We start from the raw sequence: 26999 nt of genomic DNA, 5'->3' as shown, positions 1-26999 counted from the left end.
CTTGCCCTCGCGCTTCTTGGAATGACCATTCAAGCTGCCACGCTCGAGATCATCAGCGTCGATCCCCCCGGAGTTGGCTTCAACGACCCGACGCCGGTCAAGCCTGTCGGCGGGAACACGGCGACGACCCTTGGCGAACAACGCCTCGAAGCGGTCCGACACGCGGCCGAGATCTGGGGACGCGTCATCGACAGCCAGATCCCGATCAAGGTCGAAGTCCGTTTCGACGCCGGTCTGGACTGCTCCGCCGGCGAGGCGGTGCTGGCCCAGGGGCGTCCCGCCAATGCGGTGCGCGATTGGGGCGTGAACGTACCCCGACCCGGGACCTGGTACCCCGTCGGGCTGGCCAACGCGCTGGCCGGATCCGATGTGGACTCCACCACCGCGCGTGAAGTGGATCTGGTGTTCAATTTCAATCTGAACGGTGATCAGGGATGCCTGGGCGGAGCGCAATGGTACCTGGGCCTCGATGCGAATCCCGGTTCGGATATCGACATGGTCACGGTCGCCCTGCGTGAATTGGCCGTGGGGCTCGGTTTCTACACCTTCGTCAACCTGGAAACCGGCGGCGAGTTCTTTGGCGGCGAGGACATTTTCAGCACCTTCCTGCTCGACAAGAGCACCGGCAAGCTATGGCACCAGATGAACAATACCGAGCGTCAGGCATCGGCGATCGACGGCGGCGATCTGTTTTGGACCGGCGACCTGGTCAAGGCCGCTGCGCTGAATTACACCGCCGGGGTCGATCCCGACGGCAAGGTGCAGATGTATGCACCCAACCCTCTCGAGCTGGGCTTGTCCGTCTTCAGTTGGAACAGCAACCTGACACCCACCGACATCTTGAAGCCGGATTACGCCGGCGCCCAGCACAACACCGGTCTCGCGGCCAAGCTGCTGTTGGATATCGGCTGGCCGCCGCGCCAGCAGTCGGACCTCGAACTGGGGTTCCAGGTCACCGACCCCTTTTTCGTCGTCGGCCAGAACCACACCGTGGTCCTGACACTCGACAATCGCGGCCCCGGCAACCTGGATGAGGTCCAGGTCCAGGTCTCCCTGCCCGACGATTTGAACCAAATCACCGGTGTGGCCAATGCCGGCAGTTACAACACCAAAACGCGGATTTGGACCATCACCGACCTGACCGCCCTGTCCCAGGTGCAGTTGACCCTGACCCTGAGTCCCGAGGTGAGCGGATACCTACCCTGGCAGGCGGAAGTCGTGCTCTCCACCCGGGAAGACCCCGATTCCACGCCAGGCAATGCGGTCCAGGGCGAGGACGATTTCGTTTCGACCAGCGTGACCGCGGTTCGCGACCTCACCAACGCCCAGGTGGTGACCGGCATCAGTGGCGAGCAGGGATCCTGGCGCCTCTTCCGGTTGACCGTGCCCGCGGCTCAGATGGTTCTGTCGATCGACGCCTTCGGCGGAGGCGGCGATGCCGATCTCTACGTCCGCCGCGGCTTGGTGCCCACCCTGTCCGAATTCGATTTCCGGCCACTCGTCGACGGCAACACCGAGTCGGTCCGCCAAGAGCAGCCCGATGGTGGGGAATGGTTCGTGGGGTTCCACGGCAATCTCGATTATTTGAATACCAACCTGTTCGCCAGTTTCAGCGCCACCGACCTGTCCCTGCGGATCTTGCGTGTCTCGTCCGTGGGCTGTCCCGACATTCGCCTGGAAGTCGAAGTCTCCGACGATGACGGTACGCTCGGCAGCCTTCCCGCCGACGCCTTCACCCTCTCCGAGGACGGCGGCCCGGCCTTTTCGGCGTCCGCGTTCCAGGAACTCGGCGGCGGCAGATATCGGCTCGACTACACCACCAAGCAGCTCCACGCCGGCGATGTGTTTCCCTCGGTGACGGTGACCCTGGGTCCGGCGAATGCGACGGCCGTCGGTGTGTTCAACAACTGCACGCCCAACGGCGGCGCGGTCGACATCTGGATGGATCGCGATCGGCTCGTGTTGCCAGGCACCCAGATCGTGGTGCCGGTGCGCGTTCAGGCCGTGGATCGCGATTACGAGATCAACTCCTTCGAGGTCGACTTCAGCTACGACGTGAACTTCCTCGACTACCAGGCGCTGGAACGCAACGGAACCGTCATCCACGACTGGGATCTGGTCTTCGACAACCACCAGGACTCGGGCAGGATCTTCGTCAACGCCGCCAGTACCCGTGAGATCGTGATCGACAACGCCAGCGACGACATTTTGCTCGGCCTGGTGTTCAACGTGCGCCCCGACCTCCCGGCCGGTGCCTGCTCCGAAATCGTGTTCGATCGCTTCGTGTTCAACAACGAGACGCCGATTCCGTTGACCACCGACGGCCGCGTCTGCATTCCCACCGGCGGCGGGGGCACGCCGCGTTCGGCCGACCTCAGCCTGCGCAAGGAAGTGGATCAGGCCGCGCCGACCATCGGCGATCAAATCACCTTCACGTTGTCCGTCTTCAACAACGGCCCGGACACCACCTTCAACGTCAAGGTCGCCGACTTGCTGCCCAACGGTCTGGCGTTCGTCAGCCAAAGTGGGGACGGCAGTTACAACGCCCAAACCGGCGAGTGGAGCGTGGGGACCGTCTTCAGCGACGGCCGCGCCGATATCGACATCACCGTGCAGGTCAACGGAGTGGCGACCTACACCAACACCGCGGAAGTGAGCGATTCGATTTATCCCGATCCGGACTCCACACCCGGCAACGGCGATCCCCAGGAAGACGATTGGGATCAGGTGGTGATCACCAGCCAACCCCTGGGTGACAACGATCTCAGTGTGTCCATCAGCGTCGATGAAATGCAACCGGCGGTCGGTGAAAACGTGACCTATCAGTTGCGCATCGACAACGCCGGCCCCAACGATTCGATCGGGGTGGCGGTCACCGATCGGTTGTTCAACCAGAGCCCGAACGGCCTGACCTATGTCACCCATTTCGGCTCGGGGAGCTTCAATCCCGCCGACGGCGTGTGGCAGCCAGGCAGCGTTCCAGCCGGCGAGTTCCACCTCATGAATCTGGTGATGCGGGTCGATACCGCGGATGCCGTTACCAACACGATCGAAATCACCGCCTCCCATCGGCCCGATCCCGATTCGACGCCCAACAACATGGTGCCCACCGAGGACGACCAGGACAGCGTCACGATTCAAGCCATTTCGGCCGACCTCGGCCTGACCAAGACGGTTGACGTTCCGAAGGCGGCGATCGGGGATGACGTGGTGTTCACGATCCGCGTCGCCAACGGCGGACCGGACACCGCCACCGACGTGGTGGTCACCGATCTGCTACCCGACGGCCTGACGTACGTGTCCCACGTGGCGCCCGGCGTCTACCTGTCGGATACCGGCGTCTGGTCCGTGGATTCGATCGCCGACGGCGGCGAGGTGACGCTGGAGCTGACCGCCACGATGGAATCCTTCGAGGCGGTGACCAACATCGCCGAAGTCACTTCCGTGACCCAACCGGATCGGGACTCGACGCCCGGCAACGGCGACGACACCGAGGACGATCGGGATTCGGCCACGGTACAGCCCGCCGTGGCCGACGTATCGCTGACACTCGAGGTGGATGATCCCAATCCCACCGTCGGTCAAACGTTGGTCGCCACGGTCACGGTCGCCAATGGCGGTCCCGACGATGCCAAGGGACTGGAAGTCCAGGTTCCCGCGCTCTCCGATTACACCGTGGAAAACGACGTGCCCTCGGTCGGCAGCTTTTCGAACGGTACCTGGCAACTGGGTTCGCCTCTGGCCAACGGGGCCCAGGCGACCCTGACCCTCACCTATCGCAAGAATGCCGCGGTCGCCGACGAATTGGTGGCCTACCTTTCGGCCGCCTCGCAAGCGGATCCGGATAGCACACCGGGCAACCTGGTGACCACCGAAGACGACTACGATTCGGTGATTCTCGGCAGCGCCGACCTGCGTTTGGCCTTCCGCGAGCAGGAGTTGACCCCCGCTGCCGGAGAAACGGTCGAGATTCATTTGGACCTCACCAATGACGGGCCGGATCTGCTGAACCACGCCGTCGTCGAAATCGAATTTCCCGGCAGCATGTTGTTCACCAGCGCCGACCCCGCCGGTGATTGGGATGCCGCCACCCAAACCTGGCAGGTTACTTCGTTGAATCCCGCCGCGACCGACACCCTCCTGCTCCGGTTCAAGGCACTCGGCATTTCGCCCAAGGTGCTCACGGCCGAAATCGTGTCGGCCTCTTCCGTGGATCCCGACTCCACGCCCAACAACGGCAACCCCAACGAGGACGATTGGACCTCGATGTCCGTCGTTCCGGACTGTGGCAGCAGCCGTCCCGCCATTACCATCCTGAACGCCGACGCTCCCGGTGAGGGCTTCAACGATACCCGCCCCGCCACTCCGGTCGGCGGCAACAGCGGCACCACCATCGGCCAACAACGGCTGATCGCGTTTCAGCACGCGGCCGAAATCTGGGCTGCGGGCCTCAACAGCACGGTCGACATCGTCATCGAGGCCCAATTCGATGCCTTGACCTGCAACAGCTCCGGCGGGGTGCTGGGCTCCGCCGGACCCAAGACTGTCGCCCGCGATTTTCCGGGAGCCGAGCTGGCCGACACCTGGTATCCGGCCGCCCTGGCCAACCGCATCGCCGGCTCCGACCTCCAGGGTCAGCACGCCGATATCCGGGCCACGTTCAACTCGTCGATCGACAACAACAACGGCTGCCTGGCCAACACCAACTGGTATTACGGCCTGGATCGCAACGGCGGCAACGACATCGATTTCGTCACCGTGTTGCTCCACGAGTTGGGGCACGGGCTCGGGTTCCTGACCCTCGTCAATCAAAACGGCGGGCGTTTCCTGGGTCGTGACGACGTCTACATGAGGCACCTGCGCGACGGGAGCAGCGGTCGCCAGTGGAACCAAATGAGCGACGGCGAGCGGGCCTCCTCGGCCACCGACGACGGCGACCTGCTCTGGAGCGGCGACGCCGTGACCCAGGCTTCGGGAATCCTCGACAGCGGCATCGGAGCCGGCGGCCTGGTGCAGATGTACGCGCCCAACCCCTACCGCCAGGGGTCTTCGGTCAGCCATTTCAGTACCTCTCTGTCACCCAACGAACTGATGGAACCCTCCTACACCGGCCCGGACCACGATCCCGGCCTGGCTTGGAGCCTGATGACCGACATCGGTTGGAGTTGTGGTGCCGATCGCGAGCCATTCGCCGATTTGAGCCTGGACCTTTCCGTCGACGACCCCCAACCCGACTTCGAAACCCAGTTCGTGGTGCGGGCCGACCTGCGCAACAGCGGGCCCGACGATTCCGACAACCAATCGGTACAATTCAACTTCCCCAATGGGGCCGACTTCGTTTCCAGCAGCGGTTCCGGCAATTACGACGCCCAGACCCGGACCTGGACGGTTTCCGGTTTGACCGACGGCGAGGTCGCCACGCGCGAGTTCACCTTTACCGGCCGCCAGGCGACCACCCTTTCCTTCAGTGGCCAGGTGCTGACGGCGACCCATGCCGATCCCGATTCCACGCCGGGCAATGGCATCAACAGCGAGGACGACAGCGACAGCGTGTCCGTCCAGATCCAGGCCCCGATCGCCATCGCCGACCTGTCATTGATCAAAACGGCCGACAACCTGGAGCCCGAACAGGAAGCCCAGGTGACCTTCACCGTGACGGTCCAGAACGCGGGTCCCGATGCTGCCACCGGTGTGACCGTGCGCGACCAGTTACCCGCCGGCCTGACCTTCGTGTCCGGCCCGCCCGAGTACGATAGCGGAACCGGGATTTGGACGGTCGGCACCTTGAATGCCGGAGCCCAGGCGACCCTGACCCTGGTCACGGAAGTGGGCACCGGGGACACCGTCGTCAACACGGCGCAGGTGGCCACGTCCGATGTGGCCGATCCCGATTCCGTACCGGGCAACGATCTCGCTTCCGAGGACGATCAGGACAGCATCGAAATCAATCCCGAAGCGCTGGTCGAAGCGGACCTGTCGTTGTCGCTCACGGTGGACCGACCCGCGCCCGAAGTGGGCCAAGTGGTCACCATTACATTGGCCGTGGACAACGCCGGTCCGCGCGCTTCCGGTGCCGTTTCCGTGCGGCACCAACTGCCCGGGTTCCTCGATTTCGTGAGTGGCGGCAGCGGTTACGACGAGGGTACGGGTGTCTGGGACATTCTGGACATCGAAGTGCGTTCGCGAGCTCAGGTACAGATCCAGGCCTTGGTGACGGAGATGGGTAACGCCGTGCTGACCGCCGAGGTGATCGCCGCCAATCTGCCGGATCCGGATTCGACACCCGGCAACGGCGCCAACGCCGAGGACGATTACGATACCGCGCAACTGGCGGTCGATCCGGGCGAGGGAACCTGTGTCGATTGCCTGAACATCGATTTCACCACGGACGACGTGGAGGCCTTCGGCTTCAACGATCCGACGCCCGTGGACCCGGTCGGCGGGAATCCGGGCACCACGCTCGGTGAGCAGCGGATGATCGCCTTTAGCCACGCGGCTTCCCTGTTCTGCAACAAGTTCCAAAGTGCGGTACCTGTCCATGTGATCGCCCGTTTCGCGGAAATGGCCTGCAACCAGGACGAGACCGTGCTGGGCGTGGCCCGCAACCTCTCCTGGCACAAGGACTTTTCCGGCGCCTTGCGCGGCAACACCTGGTACCCCTCGGCCCTGGCCAATGCCCTCGCCGGGCAGGATCTCGACGGCGAGGAAGCCGATATCGTCGCCGTGTTCAACAGTCTTCCGGACAGCCAGGTGGGCAATGCCTTCACCAATGACGGCTGTGTCGGCAGTCAGGTGAACTACGTGGTCGAGAATCGCGGCAATCGCGTCAAGTTCGAAGACGCCCCGATCGGCACCGGAGAGGACCGCACCTGGATGCGCGACATCTTCGTCATCGAAGTGGAGGGTGCCGGCAACAGCGTGGACGTCACCCTGAAGGCGGCCCGGGTTTCCCAGACCGTGACCCTGGTGGGGGTGGGTGATCGCAAACTGGCCACCAGCCTGGGATTCGAAGTCAAGTTCGCCCTGATCGACGGCAACACCTACCTTCTTTGGATCGATGCACTGTGTAACTTCCACGCTCTCAGCCATGTGGAATTCGATTTCGGCAGCAATGCCAATGTCGTCTCTCCGCAGACCAGCGCGACCGTCAATCGCCAAATCTGCGAGGGCCGTTGGGCGCCAACCTGCGCCGGCGGTGACGATGGAGACGACGGCGACGATGGCGATGACGGCGACGATGGCGATGACGACGACTGCGGGGACGACGATGATAAGCGCGACGATGACGACGATGATTGTGGCGACAACCAAGATCCTCCGACGTGCCTGTCCGGCGCCCGCTTCTACTACGGCCTCGATGGCGCGGCCGGCGGCGATGTGGACTTCGTGACACTGGTGCTGCGCGAGCTGGTGCGTGCTTTGGGCATGACCACCGCGGTCGATCTGGACCAAAACAGCGATACCCGCGGCGCCCGCCTGCAGGATACCGACGACATCTACATGACCTTCCTGCGCGACGACAGCAAGAATCTCTCGTGGCCACAAATGACCGATAGTCAGCGCTTCACGTCCGCTCGAGATCGGGACGACCTCTACTGGACCGGCCCGACCCTGGTCGAGGCCGCCGAATCGTTGGCGTTCGGCACCAACGACGATGGGCACGTGCTGATGTACGGCAGCAACCCCGTCGAAACCAACCGAACGGCGGTGAGTTTCCACCCGGATGTGGATCCGCGTCAATTGGTGGTGCCGTTCTACCTGGGCCCCCGTCACGATCTGGGCCTGGCCGAGTCGCTGCTGCTCGATCTGGGTTGGCCCCGTCGCGGGTGTATCGACCTCAGCCTGGACATGGTGGTCGACGACGATACGCCAGGCGTGGGTGAGAACGTCACCTTCCAGGTGTTGGTCCTGAACAACGGGCCGTTCACCGCGACGGGCGTTCAGGTGCGCACCTTCCTGGACGAGGGCTTGACCTACGTCTCTCATTCGGGCGGCACCTACGATGGCGGTACCGGCATGTGGGACCTGGGGGATTTGGCATCCGGCCAGAACACTACCTTGAGTGTCGTGTTGCAGGCCGGTGTGGGGTCCAAGACCTTTTCGGCCGAGGTGTTCACCGCCAACGAGCCGGATTTCGATTCGACGCCCGGCAACGGCGACGTGTCCGAGGACGACTACGCCGAGAAGTCGGTGGGCAGCATCGACCTCTACTATCAAAAGGACGTGTCGGAAACCGCCGTCGAGGTGGGCAGCCTGGTGACGTTCACCCAGACAGTTGGTAACGAGGGCGGCAACCCCGCTTCCGGCGTTCTGGTGCGCGATGCCCTGCCCTCCGGTTTCAGCCTGGTTTCCGAAAACAGCCAGGGAGATTGGTCGCCCGATACCGGTCTGTGGCGGGTCGGCGAACTGGCCATTGGCGCCGAGCGGAGCTTCAGTTTCATCGCGCGGGCCACGACGGCCGGGTCCTTTGGCGATTCCGGCGAGGTGGTCGCGGCCAACGAAACCGATTCGGATTCGACGCCCGACAACGGGCCCAGTGGCGAAGACGACGAGGACGACGTGCAGGTCACCGTGACCGATCCGCCGGACCCGGGCCCGATCGATTTCTCCCTGATCGGGGTGCTCGTGGCCGACTGTCCGCAACTGCGGGTCAAGTTGCGCGTGATGCGGGACGGTGTGGGCGTCGAGGGCCTGACCTCGGGTCAGTTCACGTTGCTGGAAGACGGTGCCGCGGTAGCTTTCGAGCTCCAGGCCGATAGCGAGGCCGGAACTTATTGGCTCCTCTTCACCGCCCGTCAACCCGATGGCGGCCTGCACGAGGTCGACGTCAGCGTGACGGTGGATGCGATGACGGTGGCGGCCTCCACGCCCTTCCGAACCTGCCGCCTCGAAGGCTGTACCGAAATCTTCAACAAGCAGGTGGTCGAGTGCCTGAGCGGGGTCGCCGGCAGTTGGCAATGCTTCTTCATCACGGTGCCGCCGGGTCAGCGCATCCTGACGGTGGACACCTTCCTGGGCAGCGGCGACGCCGATCTCTACGTGCGCCAGGGCCAACCACCGACACCCGAGGTCTTCGACTTCCGGCCGCAACGCGACGGCAACAACGAGTCGGTGGCGGTCGATTATCCGGCCGGTGGGGTTTGGTGGATCGCGATTCGCGGCTTCGACGACTACCTCAAGACCAACCTGCGCGCGGCCTACGACGCTTCGGTTCTCTCGATGGTGGTCGATGCCGTCTTCACCGCTGATTGCCCGACCATCACCGCGCGGGTGGTCGTCCTGCGCGACGGCGAGCCGCTTCAGGGCCTGTCCGCCGATGCGTTCACGCTCTTCGAGGACAATCGCCAGATTTCCTTCAGCTTCCGGGAATTGGAACAGCCGGGTCGCTACGAACTCAGCTACACCACGCCGTTCCCCAACGGCGGAGAACACGGTGTGTACGTCACGGTTCGCAGCGGTGGCAACAGCGCCTTCGGTTCGGCGAGTTACCGCAATTGCATTAACACCGACTGCATCGAGGTCTTCGACGATCAGATCGTGACGGATCTCGCTGGCTTGCGGGGCACCTTCCGGTGTTTCTTCATCGAGGTACCTCCCAACCAGGATCGCCTGACCGTGGACATCTGGGATGGTGTCGGCGACGCCGATCTCTACCTGCGTTTCGGTCAACCGGCCGGGCTGGACCAATTCGACCGGCGCAGCTCGCTTCAGGGCAACGAAGAGCGGATCGTGGTCGATCAGCCGCAGGCCGGAACCTGGTACATCGGGGTCAGCGCGTTCGAGGACTACGACTCCCTGAACCTGTTGGCGGACTATTTCAGCCTGGACCTGGGCCTGGAAATCGAATCGATCTCCGTGGCCGAATGCCCGCGCATCGGCCTGACGGTGCGGGCCGAGGCCAACGACAGCCCGATCTCGGGATTGACCACCGCCCATTTCGCCATCAGCGAAAACGGTGGAGCCCTGACGACACCCGCCAGCGTCGCCGATCTGGGTGGCGGCGTCTACTTCGTCACCTACGACACCGCCTTCTTCCTCGGGCAGCAGGTGAATCTGGTGCTGCGGCTGGATTTCCAGGGCAAGTCGGTCAGCGATGTCGGTAGTTTCGACAACTGCACCCGCCTCGGCGGTAGCCTGGACGTGTGGATCAACGACGATCACGGTGGGGCCCCTGGCTTCGAGGTGACCATTCCCGTCTTCACCCAAGGGATCGAGGCGCTGTACCACATCACCTCGTTCCAGGCGCGGGTCGACTACGATCCCGACTTGCTGACGTACGTGGGCGCCGACCCATCCGGCACCTTGATCGAGCCGTGGGAGATTCTGGACGACAGCCAGACCACGCCCGGTTCGGTGCGGATCTTCGCCACCAACAGCGAGCAATTGGAACTGGTGGGTACCGGCGAAAAGATGTTGGTGAAACTGATCTTCGCCGTCGACGAATCGGCTCTGCGCAACCGGTGTACGCCCTTGACGCTGGTGCCGGAGGAGTTTCAGTTCAACAACGGCGTCCCGGCCGCGCGGTTGGATAGCGGCAGGTTCTGCACCACGGGCGGTTGTTTCGCGGCGATCGGCGATGTGGATGCCGACGGCAATGCACGCGAGGCCTTCGATGCGCTTCAGGTGTTGCGGTTGATGACGGCAATCCAGACGCCCTTCGACCCGATACCGCTGTGCGTCGCCGATACCAACTGTAGCGGCAGCATTTCCACCATCGACGCCGTCAATATTCTGCGGCGCGGAGTGCGGCTGTTGGATCGCTATTGCGACGGGGCGGTGACCGGATCACGGCCGGCGCCTTCGTTGTTCGACATCCACATGGGCGACGCCCGGGGCGTGATCGAGGTCGAGCCCGGTACCGATTTCGAGATCGCCTTGGATTTGACCCAGCTTCCCAGCGGGCCCGCGTACGGGTTCAGCTTCGAGATGACCTACGACCCCGCGGTGGTGACGTTCGACGCCGGCACGGAGCGCGATCAGACCCTGACCGAGCGTTGGGGCGACCCGATCGTGAACAGTGAACCGGGTGTATTGAGCATCACCCACGTGAATCCGTTGACGCCGATCGAGACCACGGGAACCCTGCTGCGGTTGTGCGCCGTAGCGGCCTTCGAGGACGGCACCACCGAGATCGTGTTCACCCGTTTCGAGTTGGCGGAGGACAGCGAGCCCACCTACAGCTTCGGGCCCTACACGGTGACCGTCACCACGGAGCTGTGCTTCAGCGAGGATGCCTACCGCAACCTGCTGACGACATGGGGCGATGATCGCGAAATCGACATTCGCAACATCTTGGCCCTGATCGCCTGCCTGGAAGAAAACTAGCGAGCGGTCCCTGCTTGCATGACGAGGGTGTCCCCACGGGGACGCCCGCTATCGGAGTACGGCCTCGCGAAGAAGTGGCGCGCGGCGGTAAGTTGGTCAGGGGCGGTAAGCCGGCTCGGTCGACCCACCGGAGTGATTCAAGCTGCGGAGTCTCGATCAGCTCGAGAGCGGAGCTCATCATATTTGCAGTATCGCATCCATCGAAGTACATAGGTCCGCAGTGCCCGAAATTCGCGTAAGTGGTTTCAGGTCTGTAGGTTGGCCCGCCGGGCCGACGCTTCGAAGCAATCCAAGCAACGACAATCAATTGCGCCAAAGAGCGAAGCCGATCATTTCCCACGCGACGCCAATCAAAAGCCGTAAAGTCCAAAGTCCCCGCATCTCCAGAGGGGCGTAAGGCCTGTAGGTGGAGCAGCTTGCTCCACCAATCGAAGCGACGCAACCGCCTCGCTTCGAACACTTTAAAAGCGAAGCACCGGTATTGGCGTATCTACGTTGATCAAAGAACGAGTTGGCAAGGTGCCCGAAAGTCGAAAGGTTCGCCATGCGTGAGGGCATCGCTCAGGTCCGCCAACTCCACCAATCGAAGCTACGTCTGTCTAGGCTGATCTTTGAGCCCACGGCGAACCTATCGATTTTCCCTGCAGGCAATGCCGAAAAACTTGCCCTTTCGAGCACGATACCAAGTCTAAACCCAATGGCTTCGATTGGTTGAGCAAGCTGAGAGCGTGTGAAAACATGGCTCGTGTATATAGGTTTTTGGGTAGTCGAATTGAACTTAAAGGATTTACCTAATACAGCCAATCCGAATTCAGTCCATTTTCGACGTTTTCACACAACCTCAAGCTGCTCAACCTACAGGCTGGACATATCTCTCGACGTTCGGGAACTTTACTCCCACGTTCTCCGATGATCACGGATATGCCAACGCCCACGCTTCGCTCTTGAAATGCTTGATTTATTGCCAGTTACGTTACTTCGAAGCGTCGGCCCAGCGGGCCAACCTACTGCCACGACGCCCCTCTCACAAATGCGGGAACTCCCTAGCGATTCGTTACCCGGTTGAAACTCAGTGACCGGTGTGTCGGCTCACCGACAGGCCTTATACCGAACCTGCACGACGCCTCTCTGAGTATGCGGACACGACCTACCGCCCAACGCACATCGTTGAGCGCGGTAATGCAGACTTGGAGTGCGGCGAACGCGCAATTGCGATTACTTGAAGTAGGCCTTGATCTTGCCCGCGCCTTCCGGGGCCGCGTCGATGCCTTGCTCCTTGAGCTGGCGGCGGTAGGCGCGCAGCGATACCTGGGCCCGGTTCTTCGGCAGACCCGAGCGGTACTTGCGGGCCTGGATGAAGAAATAGGCGCCGCGATCGTCGGTGATCTTGTAATTGTCGAACTCGGGGCCGAACACGTAGGAAATGCTGTGAATGTTGAAGTTGTGCTGGCCGGCCGGCAAGCCTTCGATCATCAGGACCCGGCTTCCACCGCGGTAGTCGATCGGGATTTCCGTGCCGTTGATCTTCAACTCCAACACGTATTTGATCGGTTTCGAGAACTCCAGCATCAGGGTATTGCCGGGCACCGTTTCGTTCTCCACGTCGAAGTACTTGTGGCATCCGGTCAATGCCGCCACGGCCAGCAGAATCAGCAGCGCCTTGACGCCCTGGCGGCCCCGAGTGGACTGCCCACATGCAGATTGTCGCAACATCAGTATTTGCCTCGTTGATCTTTAGAATGGAACGGGTGGCGTTCGACCCGGCCCACCGCGCTCAATCGGCATCGGTGGAACGGCGCTCGAGCAGTTCGAGCAGGACGCCGTGGGTGGCCTTGGGATGCACGAACGCGACGCGATGGCCGCCAGCCCCGATGACCGGTTCTTCGTTGACCAGGCGCACGCCGGCCGCGCGATATTCCGCCAGTGCGGCTTCGATATCGTCGACCTCGACGCAGATGTGATGGATGCCGGGACCGCGCTTGCCCAGAAACTTGGCGATGGCCGAATCCGGCTCGGTCGCTTCGAGCAACTCCACGTGGGCGTCACCCAGCTCGAAAAAGGCCGTTTTCACCTTCTGCTCGGGCACCTCTTCGACGTGGTCGAAGTCAAAGCCCAGCGTCTGGTATTGTTCGATGGCCGCGTCCAGCTCGGGCACGGCGATCCCGATATGATCGATCTTCTTCATGATCTATCCCCGTTCGTAGCGGTTCGGACTACCGCGAGCCCAGGCGCTCGGCTGCGAGCACGCAGTTCGCCATCAATTGTGCAATGGTCAGTTTGCCCACACCGCCCGGAACGGGCGTCACCATTTCGGCGCGTCCGAGCGCGGAGGCGTAGTGGACGTCGCCATAGAGGACGCGGCCGTTTTTGCGGTAGGCGGCCATCTTTTTGGAGTCGGCCGGAATCAGCTTCTCGGCCAGGGCGTCGTCGGTGATCTCGTTGATGCCCACGTCCACGACGAGTGCGCCTTCCTTGATCCAGCTCGCGTCCACCAGGCCGGGTCGACCGACCGCCGCAACCACCAGATCCGCCTGGCGGCAGAGTTCGGCGGGGTTTTTGGTACGGCTGTGGATGATGCTCACCGTGCAGTTCGCTTTCAAGAGAAGCTGCGCCATCGGTTTGCCGACGATGTTCGAGCGCCCGACGACGACCGCGTGCATGCCGCTCAGTTCGGCGCCGCAATCGGCCAGCAGCGCCATGACACCCATCGGGGTGCAGGGTACCAGACCGGGCTCGCCCAGGGAAAGCCGGCCGACGTTGACGGGATGAAAACCGTCTACGTCCTTGTCGGGCTCGATGCCCGAGATGATGCGGCTCTCGTCGATTTGCGGCGGGAGGGGCAATTGAACCAGAATGCCGTGAACCGAGGCGTCGTGGTTGAGCTCGTCGACGATGCGCAGCAGGTCATCGGTGCTCGTGGTGGCTTCCAGCTTGTGAAAGGTGGAGCGAATACCCAGGCTTTCGCAGGTCTTGACCTTGTTGCTGACGTAGACTTTGCTGGCGGGATTGTCGCCCACCAGGACCACCGCCAAATGGGGTTCGATCCCTTTGTTTTTCAGTTCAGTGACGCGTGACTTGGATTCGTTGAGAAGGCGTTCCGCTGTTGCTTTGCAAGGCCAACGTTTTCCCATACTGGATGTCCTCCCTGAATTGGCGCCTAATTGTAGCACAAGGATTTATGGCGGGCACCACCGCGAAATCGACCGCGTGTGGGCGGGGTTCGCAGCTCGTTTTTCGGCCGGTCAGGGCTCCCGCCAGTGGGGATACCAGACCGAGCCCTGCGACCCGTTCAGGTCCACCGGGAACCCGGCGCGTGGTGCCAGAAGATGGTATTGGTATTCGAGCCGCCGACGCAGGGTTTCGAACGGTTTCTGTTCGGGAACCAGTTCGAATCCGCCGGATCGGCGCGCCAGCCGGTACATTCTGCCGAAATCGCGGTCGGTCAGGTTGATCCAGATCATCGGAGCCCCGGAGCGGCGCAGAAACTCGGTGGCGCTGCGGGGGGAGTGGCGGCTGCCGTCGTCGGCGGCGTCGGAAATGAACAGGAGGAGGCGGCGCGGTTTGGGAGTGAAGAGGCCGGTGGCGGTGGCCAGGCCGTCCCAGACCGTCGAATGGGCCACGCCGCGGTACAGATCGGCCAGTGACGGCAGGGCCAGCACCTCGTCGATCTTCAGGAGCCGCGAAGTGCCGTCGAAGACCATGAATCGTAATTCGTAATTTTGTTTGCGTGCGAACGCGATGAACTCGGCCAGCGGTTTGGTCAGGGAATCCAGCTCGTCGCGCATCGATCCGCTGACGTCGAGCGCGATGACCAGGCTCAGCCGATGGGTGTCGGCCTTTTCGAAGACCTGCGGCTCGATGGTTTGGCGCTGGTACCGTACCCGAGGGGCTTTGCTCTGCGGCCGCTCGAAAAAGGGCCAGATCTGGAAGGCCTGGATCTCCGCCTCCACGTCGGCGGCGACCTGCTCGAACGTCTTCTCCAGACGGATCGGTTCGCGACCGTCGAAATGGGCCACGAAGGCGACGAGGTTGCGGTAGCGCGTGTTCCAGGAGAGCGTGAACCGGAAGGGGGGCTGGCGCCTCGCCCGCATCAGTTCACCATTCAAAAAGATTTCCATGCGTTGCGGCTGAAGCGGGCCCACCACTTCGACCACGAATTCCTGCGCTTCGTCCAAGGGGTCGCCCTTGGCCGGCTTCACCAGGTGAAGCGATTGGGCCCAAAGCGGCAACATCGTCCACACCATGGCCGTGAGGACCATTCGGGCCAAAAAAAAAGGGCTTTGAAAACTCAAAACCCTTTTTTTCGCGACATCATCAGGCATTGAAATTGCGCTTCTCGCGAATGCGAGCGGCTTTACCGATCTTGCCACGCAGGTAGTACAGTTTCGCGCGACGAACGCGACCACGACGAACGACTTCGATATGGTCGATCGCGGGAGAATAGAGCGGCAACAGGCGCTCGACGCCGTAGCCACCGTTGGATACCTTGCGCACGCGGAAGGTGGTGCGGTTCAGCTTTTTGCTGATGCCGATGACGGTACCTTGGAAAACCTGGATACGTTCTTTGCTGCCCTCGATGATTTTGAGGTGAACGCGGATGGTGTCGCCCGGACGAAATTTGGGGTGTTCCTTATCTTGGATCCAAGACTTCTCGAGCGATTCGATCACTTTCATGGTGATGACTCCTAGTAGTTGACGTGCCTCTATCTACAAATGCGGTCAACGATGATGGCGGCGGCACATCTGACCGAGAGGTGATTGTACCCATCATGACCGTAGATGGGCGGGAGGACCCGATCACATCGGTGTAACTGGTCCGAGCTCAGGCCCCAACTGGTTCCGAATTGAACCAGAGCCGAGCGGCCAGAACTTTCCATTATAGAGAAAAAATCGCTGAAATCAACCTGATTGGCGCAGGGTTTTGCGCTGGTACCGACGATCAGCGGAGGTTGCCCGTCGCGCTCGGTCATGTCGGTCACCAGATCGTCGAAGGCGCGATGGATGTGGAGTGCACCCAAGGCGGCCACCCGGTCGGGATTGTACTGTTTGCCGAAGCCGTTGCGCCAGAAATCGAGAATGTCGGCGCAGAGGCGATGCTGGGCTTCGATTTCGGTCACGCAATGAAAACCGCCGAGCCCGTAGGTCAGGGTCAGCCGGCAGAAGTCGTGCAAATCGGTTTGCGTGACGCTGGAGTGAATGGTCTGGTTTTCGCGGCCCAACACGTGGTCGTGGCGCAGGACCAAATGAATGCGGTGACGCAGGTCCTGGGGATCGGCGGCGGGTCGGTTCATGGAGATCTCCGGATGGCGAACGCCAAATTCATCCGCATTATGCCAGCAGTTCCGTCAAAGCGAAAGCCGCGGAGGAGATCAATCGCGGGGTGGCTTCCAACCCAGCTCGCGCAACATGGTGCGGGCCTCGCCGTCCAGCTCGGCGCCCTCCAGCAAGTCGGGGCGGTGGGCGAGGGTGCGGGCCAGGGCTTCACGCTTGCGCCAGCGGCGGATGTGCTCGTGATTGCCACTTTGCAGCACGGCCGGCACGTCCATGTCCTCGTACACCGGCGGGCGCGTGTAGTGGGGGTAGTCCAACAGCCCGTTGTAGAAGCTGTCTTCCACCACGCTGGCCTGTTTGGCCACCACGCCGGGAACCATGCGGGCCACGGCATCGATCATCACCGCGCAGGCCAGTTCGCCACCCGAGATCACGTAGTCGCCGATACTGTACTCGCGGTCCACGCAACGGTCGATGACGCGCTGGTCCAGGCCTTCGTAGCGCGATGCCAGGAAGATCAGGTGACGGTGTCCGCTCAGTTCGATGACGTCCGCCTGGGTCAGGCGCGGTGCCGCCGGCGAGGGGTGAATGACCAGGGCTTCCCCTTGCGCCCGCAGTTCGCGAATCGCGGCCATGGCCGGCTCCGGTTTGAAGACCATGCCCACGCCGCCGCCGTAAGGGATGTCGTCCACCTTGCTGTGTTTGTCGGTCGCCCAGGTGCGCAGGTCGTGATGGTGAATCTGCAACAGCCCGTTGGCCTGGGCGCGGCCCGGAATGCTGTGCTTGAGGGCGTCGGCGATGATTCCCGGGAAAATGGAGAGACAATCGATGCGCATGCGCGGCACCTCGGTCGTCGTGTCGGTTTGTTGGGTGGTCATTCGGCGCTGTCGGCTTCCGTGCCGGGAACCAGGCCCTCGGGCAGGGTGGCGCGAATCTGACCGGCCTCCAGGTCCACCTCGTCGATCAAGCCGGCGGTGAAGGGCACCAGGTAGGCTTCGCCCGCGGGATGGCGAACCTCGATCAGGCTGTGGCCGGGCATCTCGACCACGTCGAGAACTTCGCCGAGATCGGTGTGGGTGTCGCTCTCCACCAGGGTCATCCCGATCAGGTCGGAATTGAAAAAGTAGTCGGGATCCTGGTTGGCCGAACGGGCCTCTTCCTCGCTCAGGTAGAGTTCGGTGTCGCGGGCCGCCTCGACGGCGGTGCGATCGGCCAGGGCGTCGACGCGCAGGATCAGCTTGTCTTGCTGGAAGCGCGCGCTTTTGACCCGCCAGGGGCTCAGCGTGTCGCCTTTGCGGGCGTAAAAGACCTTGCGCTCGGCCAGCCACTCCGGGAAGTCCGATTCCAGGTACAGGACGAATTCGCCTCGCACGCCCTGGGGCTTCAAGACCTTGCCGATGCGGCGATATTCCGTTTCGTTGTAGATCACGGCCAAACCCGCCCGTCCTCGCGGCGCGAGGAACCAAAATGTGCCGCGTCCGAGCCCGAGACGGGCTCTAAAACGCAAAAACCCGCCCGAAGGCGAGTCGAAATCGAGAAGCCGTGTGCCGATGGTTCGCGAAAACCGCGGCCCCTTCGGCTTCTCGGGGAGTCGTGATTCGAATCAGTCCGCGATGGTGACGACGTAGCGCGTGCGCGTTTTGGCACCGGCCAGACAGACCGTCGCGTTCAACGCGCGCCGCAGGCGGCTGCTGCGGCCGTCGAACAGGGCCTTGTCCTCGTCCGCCAGGGTCATGGCGAGAACCACGGTCTTCACCCCCTCCGTCTGACTCACGGAAACTTGATCGGGATGTGCCGCGATGGCACGCATGTACTGCTCAACCCATTCACGCATATGTGAATCCTCCGAAAGGGGTGTATCGATGATCGAAACGCGACGTCCGAAGACGCGAAATCAAGCTTTGACGCCTTGCTTCTTCAGCAAACCGGCAACGGTCTCGGAAGGACGAGCACCTTTGCTCAACCAGTACTCGGCGCGCTCGGTGTTGATTTTCAGCGGCTTGCCGGGTGCGACCGGGTGATAGTAACCCAGCTCTTCCACATGGGAACTGCGGGGACGCTTGTCGTTTTCGGATACCACGATGCGGTAAAAAGGGCGGTGCTTGGAACCCATGCGTTTGAGACGAATGGCTAACATCGACGAAATCTCCTAGTGTGTTTGATGTTCCTGTTCTGCGAATCAGATGATCTTGGCTGCGTTGCCGCAATGGCGATTGCGGATGGTTACGTGGCGATCGAAGCGAGTCGATCGGTGATCGGGTGTCGTAATCGGTGAGCCGCGCAGGTCAGCGGCGTTTGCGGCCCTGCTTGCGCTTGGCCTTTTGTTTCTTGCGATCCTTCTTGGGGCGCGAGGTCGCCGCCTGGCGTGCAGGGCCGGTCGGACGAATGCCCAATTGCTTCAGAACTTCCGGCGGCACCTTGCCGTCGTGCTCCTCGACAATTTTCTTCAATTCTTCTTCGTCGATATCCGCGGGCATACCGCCGCGTGCCATACCGGGAATGACCGAGTTGGCGAAATCGCCGAATCCCGCTCGGTTGAACATTTGGGTCAGTTTGCCGAGTTTGCCGGGTTTGCTCATCATGCCCATCATCTTGCGCATCTGCATGAATTGATTGAGCATGGTGTTGATTTCGTTGACCGTGACGCCGGAACCCTTGGCGATGCGGATCTTGCGGCTCTGGTTCAGAATGGCGTGGTTGCGACGCTCGTCCGCGGTCATCGAATTGATGATGGCCTGCATGCGGCGCATTTGTTTGGATTCGGCCTGGGAGTCGATCTGATCCTTCATGCGGCCCATGCCGGGGATCAAGCCCATCAGGCTGCCCAGGTCGCCCATTTTTCCGATTTGCGTCAAGCTCTTGCCGAAGTCTTCCAGCGTGAACTGGTTCTTCAGCATCTTCTCTTGGAGCTTTTGCGCTTCGTCCTGGTCGACTTTCTTCTGGACCTGTTCGATCAGGCTCAGGACGTCGCCCATTCCCAAAATACGGGAAGCCATGCGGTCCGGGTGGAAGCGTTCGAAGGCGTCCAGCTTTTCACCGGTACCGATGAATTTGATGGGGCGCTCGGTGACCTTCTTGATCGAAAGGGCGGCACCACCGCGGGCGTCACCGTCCATCTTGGTCAGGACGACACCGGTGATGTCGAGGGCCTCGTGGAAGGCGCGTGCCGATTGGACCGCGTCCTGACCGGTCATGGCGTCGGCCACGAACAGGATTTCGCTGGGCTCCAAAAAGGCCTTCAGGTCTTTCAATTCGTCCATCAACGCTTCGTCGATGTGCAGGCGACCGGCGGTATCGATGATCACCACGTCGCGGCCCGCGTTGCGCGCTTCCTTCATGGAGCGCTTGGCGATTTCCATCGGCTTGGGGTTCTCGGTGGAATCGAAAACCGGTACGTTGACCTGCTCGGCCACGGTCATCAACTGCTGGATGGCGGCGGGGCGGTAGACGTCACAGGGGACCAGGTAGGGGCTGTAGCCCTCTTCGGTCAACATGCGCGCCAGCTTACCGCTGCTGGTGGTCTTACCGGAACCCTGCAAACCCACCATCATGATGACGTGGGGGGCCGTGCCCTTCAGCTTGACCTCGGGGGTGCGACCGCCGAGGATGTCGATCAATTTCTCGTGAACCACCTTGACCATGTGTTGGCCGGGGTCCAACCCTTCCTGGACTTCCTGACCCAGCGCTTCCGCTTTGACCTCGTTGACGAACTTCTTGACGACCTTGAAATTGACGTCGGCTTCCAGCAGGGCGAGGCGGATTTCTTTGAGCGCCTCCTGGATGTTCTCCTCGGAGATCTTGCCTTTGCCGGTGAGGTTTTTAAACGCGCGCTGAATTTTGTCGGAAAGGTTTTCGAACATAAGTCTCAAATCTCTGTGAAATGGGTTGCGGCGGGATGCCGGGAGCAATCATGCAGTCATCGAGCGATCTGAAGTGCGAACGTACCCGTGGGTCGCGGCGCCGAAAAAAAGCTGCCTTCGAGGGGACGCGGTAGGCGGTTCGCGAGTTGGTGTTCCCGGCGACTCCGAAGCTTCGGTGAGGAGGTACACCAACGGCCTTTTTGAATAAGGCACAGGGCGCAAGCCTAGCCCAGGTTGGGTGTCTTGTCAAGCTGAAAGGCCGGCCTGTTTTTGCCGGGCTCGACCCTTGTCATTGGCGCCAAACCAGATCGCGAATCACCTCGTTCGGCGGCTCGCTGAAGCGGTGCGGATTGATATCCAGGCCACCCCTGCGGGTGTAGAAACAGGAGACCGCCAGTGCTTGCGGTTTCAGCGTTCGGTGCAGGTCCATATATATTGTTTCGCAGCAGGCTTCGTGAAAGTCCTGATGCTCGCGAAAGGAAACCAGGTAGGTCAGCAGCGATGCCGGGTCCGGGTGATGATTGCCGCGTCCCCGAATCCAGACGGCGCCCCAGTCCGGTTGGTTGGTAACCGGGCAATTGGAGCGCAGCACGTGCGAGTGGAGATCGAACGTGCCTTCGCCGGGTTGGGCGTGCAGCAGGTTCGCATCGTAGCCGTTGACGGGACCGGTCAACTCGAGCCCGTCGACACAGGTACCGGGCAGTTTTCGCCGTTCGGGACTGCGATCCCGGTCGAAGAAGACCAGGTCGACCGAGGTGCCCAGCGTCGCCTCCAGGGCGCGGAGTACTTCGTTCGAGAACTCGGCCCGATCGGTGAAGCGTTTTTGGTTGAAACTGTTGAGGAACAATTTCAGGCTCTTGGATTCCACGATGAACGGGCTGGCGGCATCGTAACGGATCTGGAGGTGCCACACGTGGGGCTTGCCGTCGTGGCCGAGGTAACTGACCTCGTAGCCGTTCCAGAGATCGTAGCCGTGGAAGGGGAGGGGCGCCGATCCCAATTGGTCACGGCTCGCCGCTCGCGGTACGGCATCGAGTCCGGTCTCGTCGGCACCCACGTCGCGGCCCAATTTCAGGTTTTTCAAGTCAAAGGTTCGATCGCTCAATGTTCTGCCTTTCGCCCCGGGGAGGCGTTCTCGCGCGTTCCGGGTGTGTTGTGCTCGACCTGCGGAGCTGCCGTGCCAACCGATCCTTTCGGCCCGATCGCGATGCTCCGGCGGCAAGAGGTACCGAGTACCATTCGGTGTGTTCCCGGGCTGGGCCGGTGACCCCGGTCAGTTCAGGAAATGGTGGATGGCCTGGATCACCCGCCATTGGCCGTAGCCGATAAAGCCCACCAACATGACCAATAGCGCGCGCTCGACCCACTCGCCGTGGCGTGGTTGATCCGTGGACGTGAACAGCCGGCCAAGCGCCATGCCGGCCAGCATGCCGCCGATGTGGGCGAAATTGTCGATGTTCATGGGGGTCAGGAAGCTGATCAGAATACAGATGACGTTGGCCCAGATCATGAAATTCTTGAAACGATCCGCCATTTCGAAGTAGCCGTGCCGGTAGAAGTAGACCCAGTTGGCGCCGAGGTACCCGAACAAGGCGCCGGAAAAGCCCACCGAGGCCGAGGGCGTGACCATCAGGAAGATCGAGAGCGAGCTGAGCACGCCGCCGGCGACGCCGCAGATCAGCGAGATCAGCCAAAAGCGCCGCGATTGGAAATTGTGGTAGGTCATGGAGCCGAGCGAGGCCAGCGCCATCAGGTTCATCGCGATGTGGAGCAGGCCGCCGTGCAGGAACATGTAGGTGCCCAGGCGCCAAAGCTCCAGCCGAAACAGGGTCAATTCCGCCGAATTGGAGCCCATGATGTGGAGCACGTACAGCGCCGGTGACCAGAGATTGCTCATGGGGTCGTAGTCCGGGAACTTGCTGGTGAGGATGATCGACACCACGTACACGAAGGCGCAGATGCCGAAGATGGCGAACGTCGGGTTCAGCGGTTCGGTCTGGGACGAAGCCTTTTCGCGCGGGTTGCCTTGGGCGATGGCGGTCTCGAACACCGCGTCGCAATAGCCGCAGTGGCGGTCCTTGGCGTTGACGAAATTGCCGCAGCTCGGACACATTTTGATGTTCGGCTTGTCCTGTTTAGGTTCGCTCTTCATGGAATCCAGCCAGTTCCGAACCTGATTCTTGAACTGGCGGTAGAAGCGTTCCCATTGTGTCATAGCCTGGCTCCTGATCGACCCACGCCGATCTCTGATAAAGAACTCTGTCCGATCATCGTTCGAGGACCCGGAGGGCTGCGCGGTCATCGCGGAAGGGCCGCCGGCAGCTCCGTCACCTCGCTCACGACAACCCGAAGCCTGGCATCCGCCCGACTTCGGCTCGAGCGTGCGAACCTGTTGGAAAGACGAAAAACGGCATGTTGCCTGACAAATTTTAACGGTGAACGGGATCTTACTCAATTGGAATACCGCATGGTACGGGGAATTGTCCGGTTGCGGCCCGGCTGGAAATGCAAGTCGGGCGACTTCGCGTTAGAATGGGCGCCAATGTGCGCGGCCTTCGGTGTCGCGACGGCTGTGGCTTCACGGAGGGTCCTCATCGGCAACGAAGCGCATGTCGGCCCCGGATGGGCGGCAGGCCTGGATGCGAAGTCGAGGAGCGGGCGACGGTCCCCTTTCGTGCGATGCGCGCCGACGGTGTGGGCCCAAACCTGAATCCGGACGGCCGATTGCGCGGTGACGCGTGGCGGCACGGCGGTTTGAGGAAACCACCCTTTCTGGTTGGAGACGGAACATGAAATACGTGTTGGGCATCGAAACATCCTGTGACGACACCTCGGTCGCGATCGTCGACGAGGGCGGTCGCGTGTGCGCCAACGTGGTTTCCTCTCAAGTCGAAGAACACGCTCCCTTCGGCGGGGTGGTTCCCGAACTGGCCAGCCGCGCCCATCTGAGCAACCTGCCGCGGGTAATGGACAAAGCCCTGGCCGATGCATGCCTGTCCCTGGATCGAATTTCCGCCGTGGCCGTAACCCAGGGTCCAGGACTGATCGGTTCGTTGCTGGTGGGGATCAGTTTCGCCAAGGCCCTCGCTTTCGCTCGCGAGCTTCCGCTGATTCCGGTCAACCATATTCGCGGGCACGTGCGGGCGCTCGCCCTGGAGTTCGATCCCGTGCCTCGTCCGGCTCTCGCGCTGATCGTTTCCGGTGGGCATACCCATTTGTTCCGGTGGCAACCCGACGATGCCATCGTTCTCCTGACCAAGACCCGCGACGATGCCGCCGGCGAGGCGTTCGACAAGCTGGCCAAAATGCTCGACCTGGGCTTTCCCGGCGGACCTCTGGTCGATCGGCTGGCCGCCGAAGGCGATCCACGCGCCTTTGAATTCAGCATGCCGCGCTTTCGCGACGGCTCCGCCGACTACAGCTTCAGCGGTCTGAAAACCGCCGCGGCCATGCATTTGAAACGCGATCCCCACGCGTTTCGGGACCTGTCCGGTCAACGCGTCAAAGATCTGTGCGCCTCGTTTCAGGCGGCGGTGGTCAAGCACCTGCTCCAGCGTGTCAAACAGGCGCTGAAACGCGAGCCCGCCGAGGCCCTGCTGTTGGGTGGCGGCGTGGCCTGCAATTCCGGCCTGCGTCGCGCCTTCGAAGCACTCGCCAAGCAGGCGGGCCTGCCCGCGATGATGACTTCGCCCGTGCTCAGCACCGACAACGCGGCGATGATCGCGGCCGAGGGCTGGCACCTTTGGCGCGCGGGCGTGACCGCCGATTGGGACCTGAACCCGAACGTCAGCTTGAAGGCCTATGACGAGGTTCGTTTCCTCGCCAACGAATGAGGAGCCCCGCCATGTACGAACTACCCTATTACCTGGGCTGCCCCATGTGGGCCAATCGCGACTGGGTCGGTCGTTTTTTTCGTCGGGACGCCAAACCACGCGAATACCTGAGCCAGTACAGTTCCGCACTGACTTCGGTGGAGGGCAACACCACCTTCTACGCCTTGCCGAAAGCCGAGACGGTGGCGCTTTGGGCCGATTCGGTTCCCGCTCGCTTTCGCTTTTGCTTCAAGTTTCCCCGCGTCGTCTCCCACGATCTCGCCCTGCGCGACGCCGAACGAGAAACCGCCGAGTTTTTCGAGCGCCTCTCTCCGCTGGGCGCCCGCCTGGGTCCGTTTTTCCTACAACTTCCGCCATCGTTTGCGGATATGGACCGGCTCGCGCGATTCCTGGCGCGGCTACCGCGGGAATTTCGCTACGCCGTCGAGGCACGGCACGCCCGCTTCTACGATGGGGCGAGCGGAGAGCGCGATTTCGATGCGGTGTTGACCGAACTGGGCATGGATCGGGTTATTTTCGATACGCACCGCCTGATGCGGCTGACAACGCGCGATCCCGAGCTCTTGGAAGCCCAGCGCAAAAAGCCCAAGGCACCCGTGCGCCATCACGCCACGGGCCCGCACCCGTTCCTTCGCTTCGTCGGCGATCCGGATTTCGCACAGGATCGCGAAATCCTGGAGGGCTGGGCCAGACGGGCTGCGGGTTGGATTGCCGAGGGCCGACGCCCCTTCATTTTCATGCACCAGGCACCCGAGGACGTGGCCGCCCCCCAGATTGCGCGGCTCTTTCACGAGATGCTGCAAACCCACCGGCCCGAGGTGGGCGACATGCCGCCCTGGCCGATCGACGACGAACCGCCGCCGGAAGAACAGCTTTCCCTGTTCTGAGACGGGGTTTTCCCAGCCGGCCACGTAATCGAGCGGCCCCGAGCCGACACTACTGCACCAAGGAGCCTATCCGTCATGGAAGTAACCGAGATCAATGTCTTCCCTCTCAAGTCCGCGCGTGGTTTCGGCCTTTCCGCGGCCGAAGTTCGTCCGCGCGGGCTGGCGGGCGATCGCCGGTGGATGGTCGTGGATGAAAACCACCAATTCATGACCGCGCGCAAATGCCCGGCATTGCTGTCCATTCTGACCCGTCTCGACGAGCACCGCCTGACGTTGCGTGCCCGCGATCGGGAACCCTTGACCGTGGCCCTGGCGACGCCCGATCGGCGGGCACCCGTGGTGATATGGCGCGACGAGGTGGACGCCTGCCTGCCCGATCCGGCGGCCGATGCCTGGCTGTCGGAGGTTCTAGGCCAAACCTGTTACCTGGCCTACATGGACGAACGGGCGGTACGTCCCCTGGCCGCCAAGCACGGTTTCGACGATCACGTGGTCAGTTTCGCCGACGGGATGCCGCTCTTGCTGGTCAACGAAGCCAGCGTGGCGGATGTGTCCGCCAGGGTGGGGCGCCCCATCGAAACACTCCGGTTCCGACCCAACATCGTCATTCGTGGAGCCGAGGCCTTTGCCGAGGATACGTGGCGCGAAGTGCGGGTGGGCGACGTGACCTTCGCGGTCGTCAGTGCCTGTGCCCGCTGTGTCTTCACCACGCTGGACCCGATCACCGGGGAGCGCGATCCGGCCGGGGAGCCGCTCAAGACACTGTCCAGCTTTCGCCGTCATCCCCAAAAACGCAGCGACGTTCTGTTCGGGGCCAACCTCACCCCGCTGGGAAATGGCGTGGTTCGGGTCGGTGATCCGGTCACCGTGACGTGATTCCCGTGGCCCGCATCGCCGCGGTCCCACGCCCTGGCTAGTGGGAAGGGTTCACCGGTCTTCCGGTGCGCCATTGTGTTCTCGGCCCAGTTCGTCTGCCGTTATGGCGCTGGATGCTCTGTGAGTTCCCCGTGAAAACCGGGCTTCCTCCGTACCGGCGACGGCGATCATGGGTTATGCTGAGAAATGGGTTGGCTGCCCTCGTATGCAGGGTAGAGAGTTGTGAGAAGACGAACACCACAAAAGGTCGCGGTAGCGACTAGGAGGTTCGCATGTTTTTGTTACGCCTGATTTATTTCCTGACGATTGGATGGTGGTTCGGAGGCCTGGCGGCCTTGGCCGGATATTTGTTGTGCAGCAGCATCATCGGTTTGCCGATCGGTGTGCTCATCCTCAACCGTTTACCCACTTTTGTGTTCCTTCGCGAAGAAGGAGAAGAGTGCCCCTACGATCCCAGCCACCGTCACCCTGCGGAGGAGCTGCCCTTCATTCTGCGGGTCATCTGGTTTTTCGTGATCGGCTGGGCGCTTGGCGTGGCCGTGTTGACCGTGGGCTACGTTTTGTTGCTGACCGTGATCGGCATTCCCATCGGACTGTATCTCCTCAACCGGGTCCCCAAGGCCCTCACCCTCAGCATGCACTACGGCTGAGTCGGACAACGCGGCGATTCCGCCGTACGAAGGGTGCTGGCTGTCAAGAGGGCCGCAGCGCAGGGCCGGTTTGGCAGGGGCGGTAAGCCGGCCCTGCCGACATGCCGAAGCAACGTAACTTAGCAGAAATCAGACGCTTCAGGAGCGAAGCGTCCTGGTTCGCATATCCGTGTTCATCGAAGAATGGCGGTACGAAGTACCCGCAAGTCGAGAGTTTCGTTGTGCCTGTAGGTGGAGCAGCTTGCTCCACCAATCGGAGAAACGTAACCATCAGCAAACAAACCTGCTTAAGAGCGA

The 26999-nt window shown here is 62.0% G+C and carries 18 protein-coding genes; 5 read left to right on the top strand and 13 right to left on the bottom strand.

Annotated features, from left to right (window positions below):
* Positions 1-21 precede the first annotated feature (21 nt).
* Entirely contained in the window at positions 22-11325 is an 11304-nt protein-coding gene (locus J3U87_RS08935; protein WP_237382696.1) for a pre-peptidase C-terminal domain-containing protein, read from the top strand.
* 1215 nt (positions 11326-12540) lie between these two features.
* Here J3U87_RS08935 and J3U87_RS08930 read toward each other — a convergent pair.
* The 13 genes from J3U87_RS08930 to J3U87_RS08870 all read right to left on the bottom strand — a co-directional run bounded on the left by J3U87_RS08930 (position 12541) and on the right by J3U87_RS08870 (position 22671).
* Positions 12541-13038, bottom strand: a complete 498-nt coding sequence (locus J3U87_RS08930) for a hypothetical protein (protein ID WP_237382695.1) — start codon at positions 13036-13038, stop codon at positions 12541-12543.
* A 61-nt stretch (positions 13039-13099) separates the two neighbouring features.
* Positions 13100-13513, bottom strand: a complete 414-nt coding sequence (gene mce, locus J3U87_RS08925; RefSeq protein WP_420038295.1) for a methylmalonyl-CoA epimerase — start codon at positions 13511-13513, stop codon at positions 13100-13102.
* A gap of 25 nt (positions 13514-13538) precedes the next feature.
* Positions 13539-14456 (bottom strand): bifunctional 5,10-methylenetetrahydrofolate dehydrogenase/5,10-methenyltetrahydrofolate cyclohydrolase, encoded by a 918-nt coding sequence (locus J3U87_RS08920; RefSeq protein ID WP_237382693.1) that lies wholly within the window; start codon positions 14454-14456, stop codon positions 13539-13541.
* 111 nt (positions 14457-14567) lie between these two features.
* Complete coding sequence (locus J3U87_RS08915; RefSeq protein ID WP_237382692.1) at positions 14568-15557, bottom strand: vWA domain-containing protein; 990 nt, start codon at positions 15555-15557, stop codon at positions 14568-14570.
* Positions 15558-15639: 82 nt separating this feature from the next.
* Positions 15640-15999, bottom strand: coding sequence for a 50S ribosomal protein L19 (rplS, locus tag J3U87_RS08910; protein WP_237382691.1), 360 nt, complete (start codon positions 15997-15999; stop codon positions 15640-15642).
* A gap of 29 nt (positions 16000-16028) precedes the next feature.
* Positions 16029-16616 (bottom strand): RNA methyltransferase, encoded by a 588-nt coding sequence (locus tag J3U87_RS08905; RefSeq protein ID WP_237382690.1) that lies wholly within the window; start codon positions 16614-16616, stop codon positions 16029-16031.
* 78 nt (positions 16617-16694) lie between these two features.
* A complete protein-coding gene (gene trmD / locus J3U87_RS08900) occupies positions 16695-17432 on the bottom strand; it encodes a tRNA (guanosine(37)-N1)-methyltransferase TrmD (RefSeq protein ID WP_420038294.1) in 738 nt (245 codons plus the stop codon).
* Positions 17433-17470: 38 nt separating this feature from the next.
* A complete protein-coding gene (gene rimM, locus J3U87_RS08895; RefSeq protein WP_237384490.1) occupies positions 17471-18025 on the bottom strand; it encodes a ribosome maturation factor RimM in 555 nt (184 codons plus the stop codon).
* A 174-nt stretch (positions 18026-18199) separates the two neighbouring features.
* Positions 18200-18430: a KH domain-containing protein gene (locus J3U87_RS08890; protein ID WP_237382688.1), complete on the bottom strand. Its 231-nt coding sequence runs from the start codon at positions 18428-18430 to the stop codon at positions 18200-18202.
* Between the two features lie 60 nt (positions 18431-18490).
* On the bottom strand, positions 18491-18733 hold the full coding sequence (gene rpsP, locus J3U87_RS08885; RefSeq protein WP_237382687.1) for a 30S ribosomal protein S16: 243 nt from the start codon (positions 18731-18733) through the stop codon (positions 18491-18493).
* Between the two features lie 148 nt (positions 18734-18881).
* Positions 18882-20456 carry a signal recognition particle protein gene (gene ffh, locus J3U87_RS08880; protein ID WP_237382686.1) on the bottom strand — a complete coding sequence of 525 codons (1575 nt, stop codon included), beginning with the start codon at positions 20454-20456 and terminating at the stop codon, positions 18882-18884.
* Positions 20457-20745: 289 nt separating this feature from the next.
* Positions 20746-21540, bottom strand: a complete 795-nt coding sequence (locus J3U87_RS08875; RefSeq protein ID WP_237382685.1) for a hypothetical protein — start codon at positions 21538-21540, stop codon at positions 20746-20748.
* A gap of 189 nt (positions 21541-21729) precedes the next feature.
* A complete protein-coding gene (locus J3U87_RS08870) occupies positions 21730-22671 on the bottom strand; it encodes a rhomboid family intramembrane serine protease (RefSeq protein WP_237382684.1) in 942 nt (313 codons plus the stop codon).
* Between the two features lie 574 nt (positions 22672-23245).
* Here J3U87_RS08870 and tsaD point away from each other — a divergent pair.
* The 4 genes from tsaD to J3U87_RS08850 all read left to right on the top strand — a co-directional run bounded on the left by tsaD (position 23246) and on the right by J3U87_RS08850 (position 26702).
* A complete protein-coding gene (gene tsaD, locus J3U87_RS08865) occupies positions 23246-24289 on the top strand; it encodes a tRNA (adenosine(37)-N6)-threonylcarbamoyltransferase complex transferase subunit TsaD (RefSeq protein WP_237382683.1) in 1044 nt (347 codons plus the stop codon).
* Positions 24290-24300: 11 nt separating this feature from the next.
* Positions 24301-25176, top strand: coding sequence for a DUF72 domain-containing protein (locus J3U87_RS08860; RefSeq protein ID WP_237382682.1), 876 nt, complete (start codon positions 24301-24303; stop codon positions 25174-25176).
* Between the two features lie 75 nt (positions 25177-25251).
* On the top strand, positions 25252-26052 hold the full coding sequence (locus J3U87_RS08855) for an MOSC domain-containing protein (protein ID WP_237382681.1): 801 nt from the start codon (positions 25252-25254) through the stop codon (positions 26050-26052).
* A gap of 272 nt (positions 26053-26324) precedes the next feature.
* Entirely contained in the window at positions 26325-26702 is a 378-nt protein-coding gene (locus J3U87_RS08850; protein ID WP_237382680.1) for a YccF domain-containing protein, read from the top strand.
* The last annotated feature ends 297 nt before the right edge of the window (positions 26703-26999 follow it).

The organism is Sulfidibacter corallicola (assembly GCF_017498545.1).
Classification (GTDB): domain Bacteria; phylum Acidobacteriota; class Holophagae; order Acanthopleuribacterales; family Acanthopleuribacteraceae; genus Sulfidibacter; species Sulfidibacter corallicola.
Note: the sequence above shows the minus strand (reverse complement) of the source record. Positions and strands in the feature narration are given on the sequence as shown.

Bases quoted from the DNA above. Each gene is read 5' to 3' on its own strand.
- J3U87_RS08935 (WP_237382696.1), top strand. From the start codon at position 22: ATGACCATTCAAGCTGCCACGCTCGAGATCATCAGCGTCGATCCCCCC.
- J3U87_RS08930 (WP_237382695.1), bottom strand. From the start codon at position 13,038: ATGTTGCGACAATCTGCATGTGGGCAGTCCACTCGGGGCCGCCAGGGC.
- J3U87_RS08920 (WP_237382693.1), bottom strand. From the start codon at position 14,456: ATGGGAAAACGTTGGCCTTGCAAAGCAACAGCGGAACGCCTTCTCAAC.
- J3U87_RS08915 (WP_237382692.1), bottom strand. From the start codon at position 15,557: ATGTTGCCGCTTTGGGCCCAATCGCTTCACCTGGTGAAGCCGGCCAAG.
- rplS (WP_237382691.1), bottom strand. From the start codon at position 15,999: ATGAAAGTGATCGAATCGCTCGAGAAGTCTTGGATCCAAGATAAGGAA.
- J3U87_RS08905 (WP_237382690.1), bottom strand. From the start codon at position 16,616: ATGAACCGACCCGCCGCCGATCCCCAGGACCTGCGTCACCGCATTCAT.
- trmD (WP_420038294.1), bottom strand. From the start codon at position 17,432: ATGCGCATCGATTGTCTCTCCATTTTCCCGGGAATCATCGCCGACGCC.
- J3U87_RS08890 (WP_237382688.1), bottom strand. From the start codon at position 18,430: ATGCGTGAATGGGTTGAGCAGTACATGCGTGCCATCGCGGCACATCCC.
- rpsP (WP_237382687.1), bottom strand. From the start codon at position 18,733: ATGTTAGCCATTCGTCTCAAACGCATGGGTTCCAAGCACCGCCCTTTT.
- ffh (WP_237382686.1), bottom strand. From the start codon at position 20,456: ATGTTCGAAAACCTTTCCGACAAAATTCAGCGCGCGTTTAAAAACCTC.
- J3U87_RS08870 (WP_237382684.1), bottom strand. From the start codon at position 22,671: ATGACACAATGGGAACGCTTCTACCGCCAGTTCAAGAATCAGGTTCGG.
- tsaD (WP_237382683.1), top strand. From the start codon at position 23,246: ATGAAATACGTGTTGGGCATCGAAACATCCTGTGACGACACCTCGGTC.
- J3U87_RS08860 (WP_237382682.1), top strand. From the start codon at position 24,301: ATGTACGAACTACCCTATTACCTGGGCTGCCCCATGTGGGCCAATCGC.
- J3U87_RS08855 (WP_237382681.1), top strand. From the start codon at position 25,252: ATGGAAGTAACCGAGATCAATGTCTTCCCTCTCAAGTCCGCGCGTGGT.
- J3U87_RS08850 (WP_237382680.1), top strand. From the start codon at position 26,325: ATGTTTTTGTTACGCCTGATTTATTTCCTGACGATTGGATGGTGGTTC.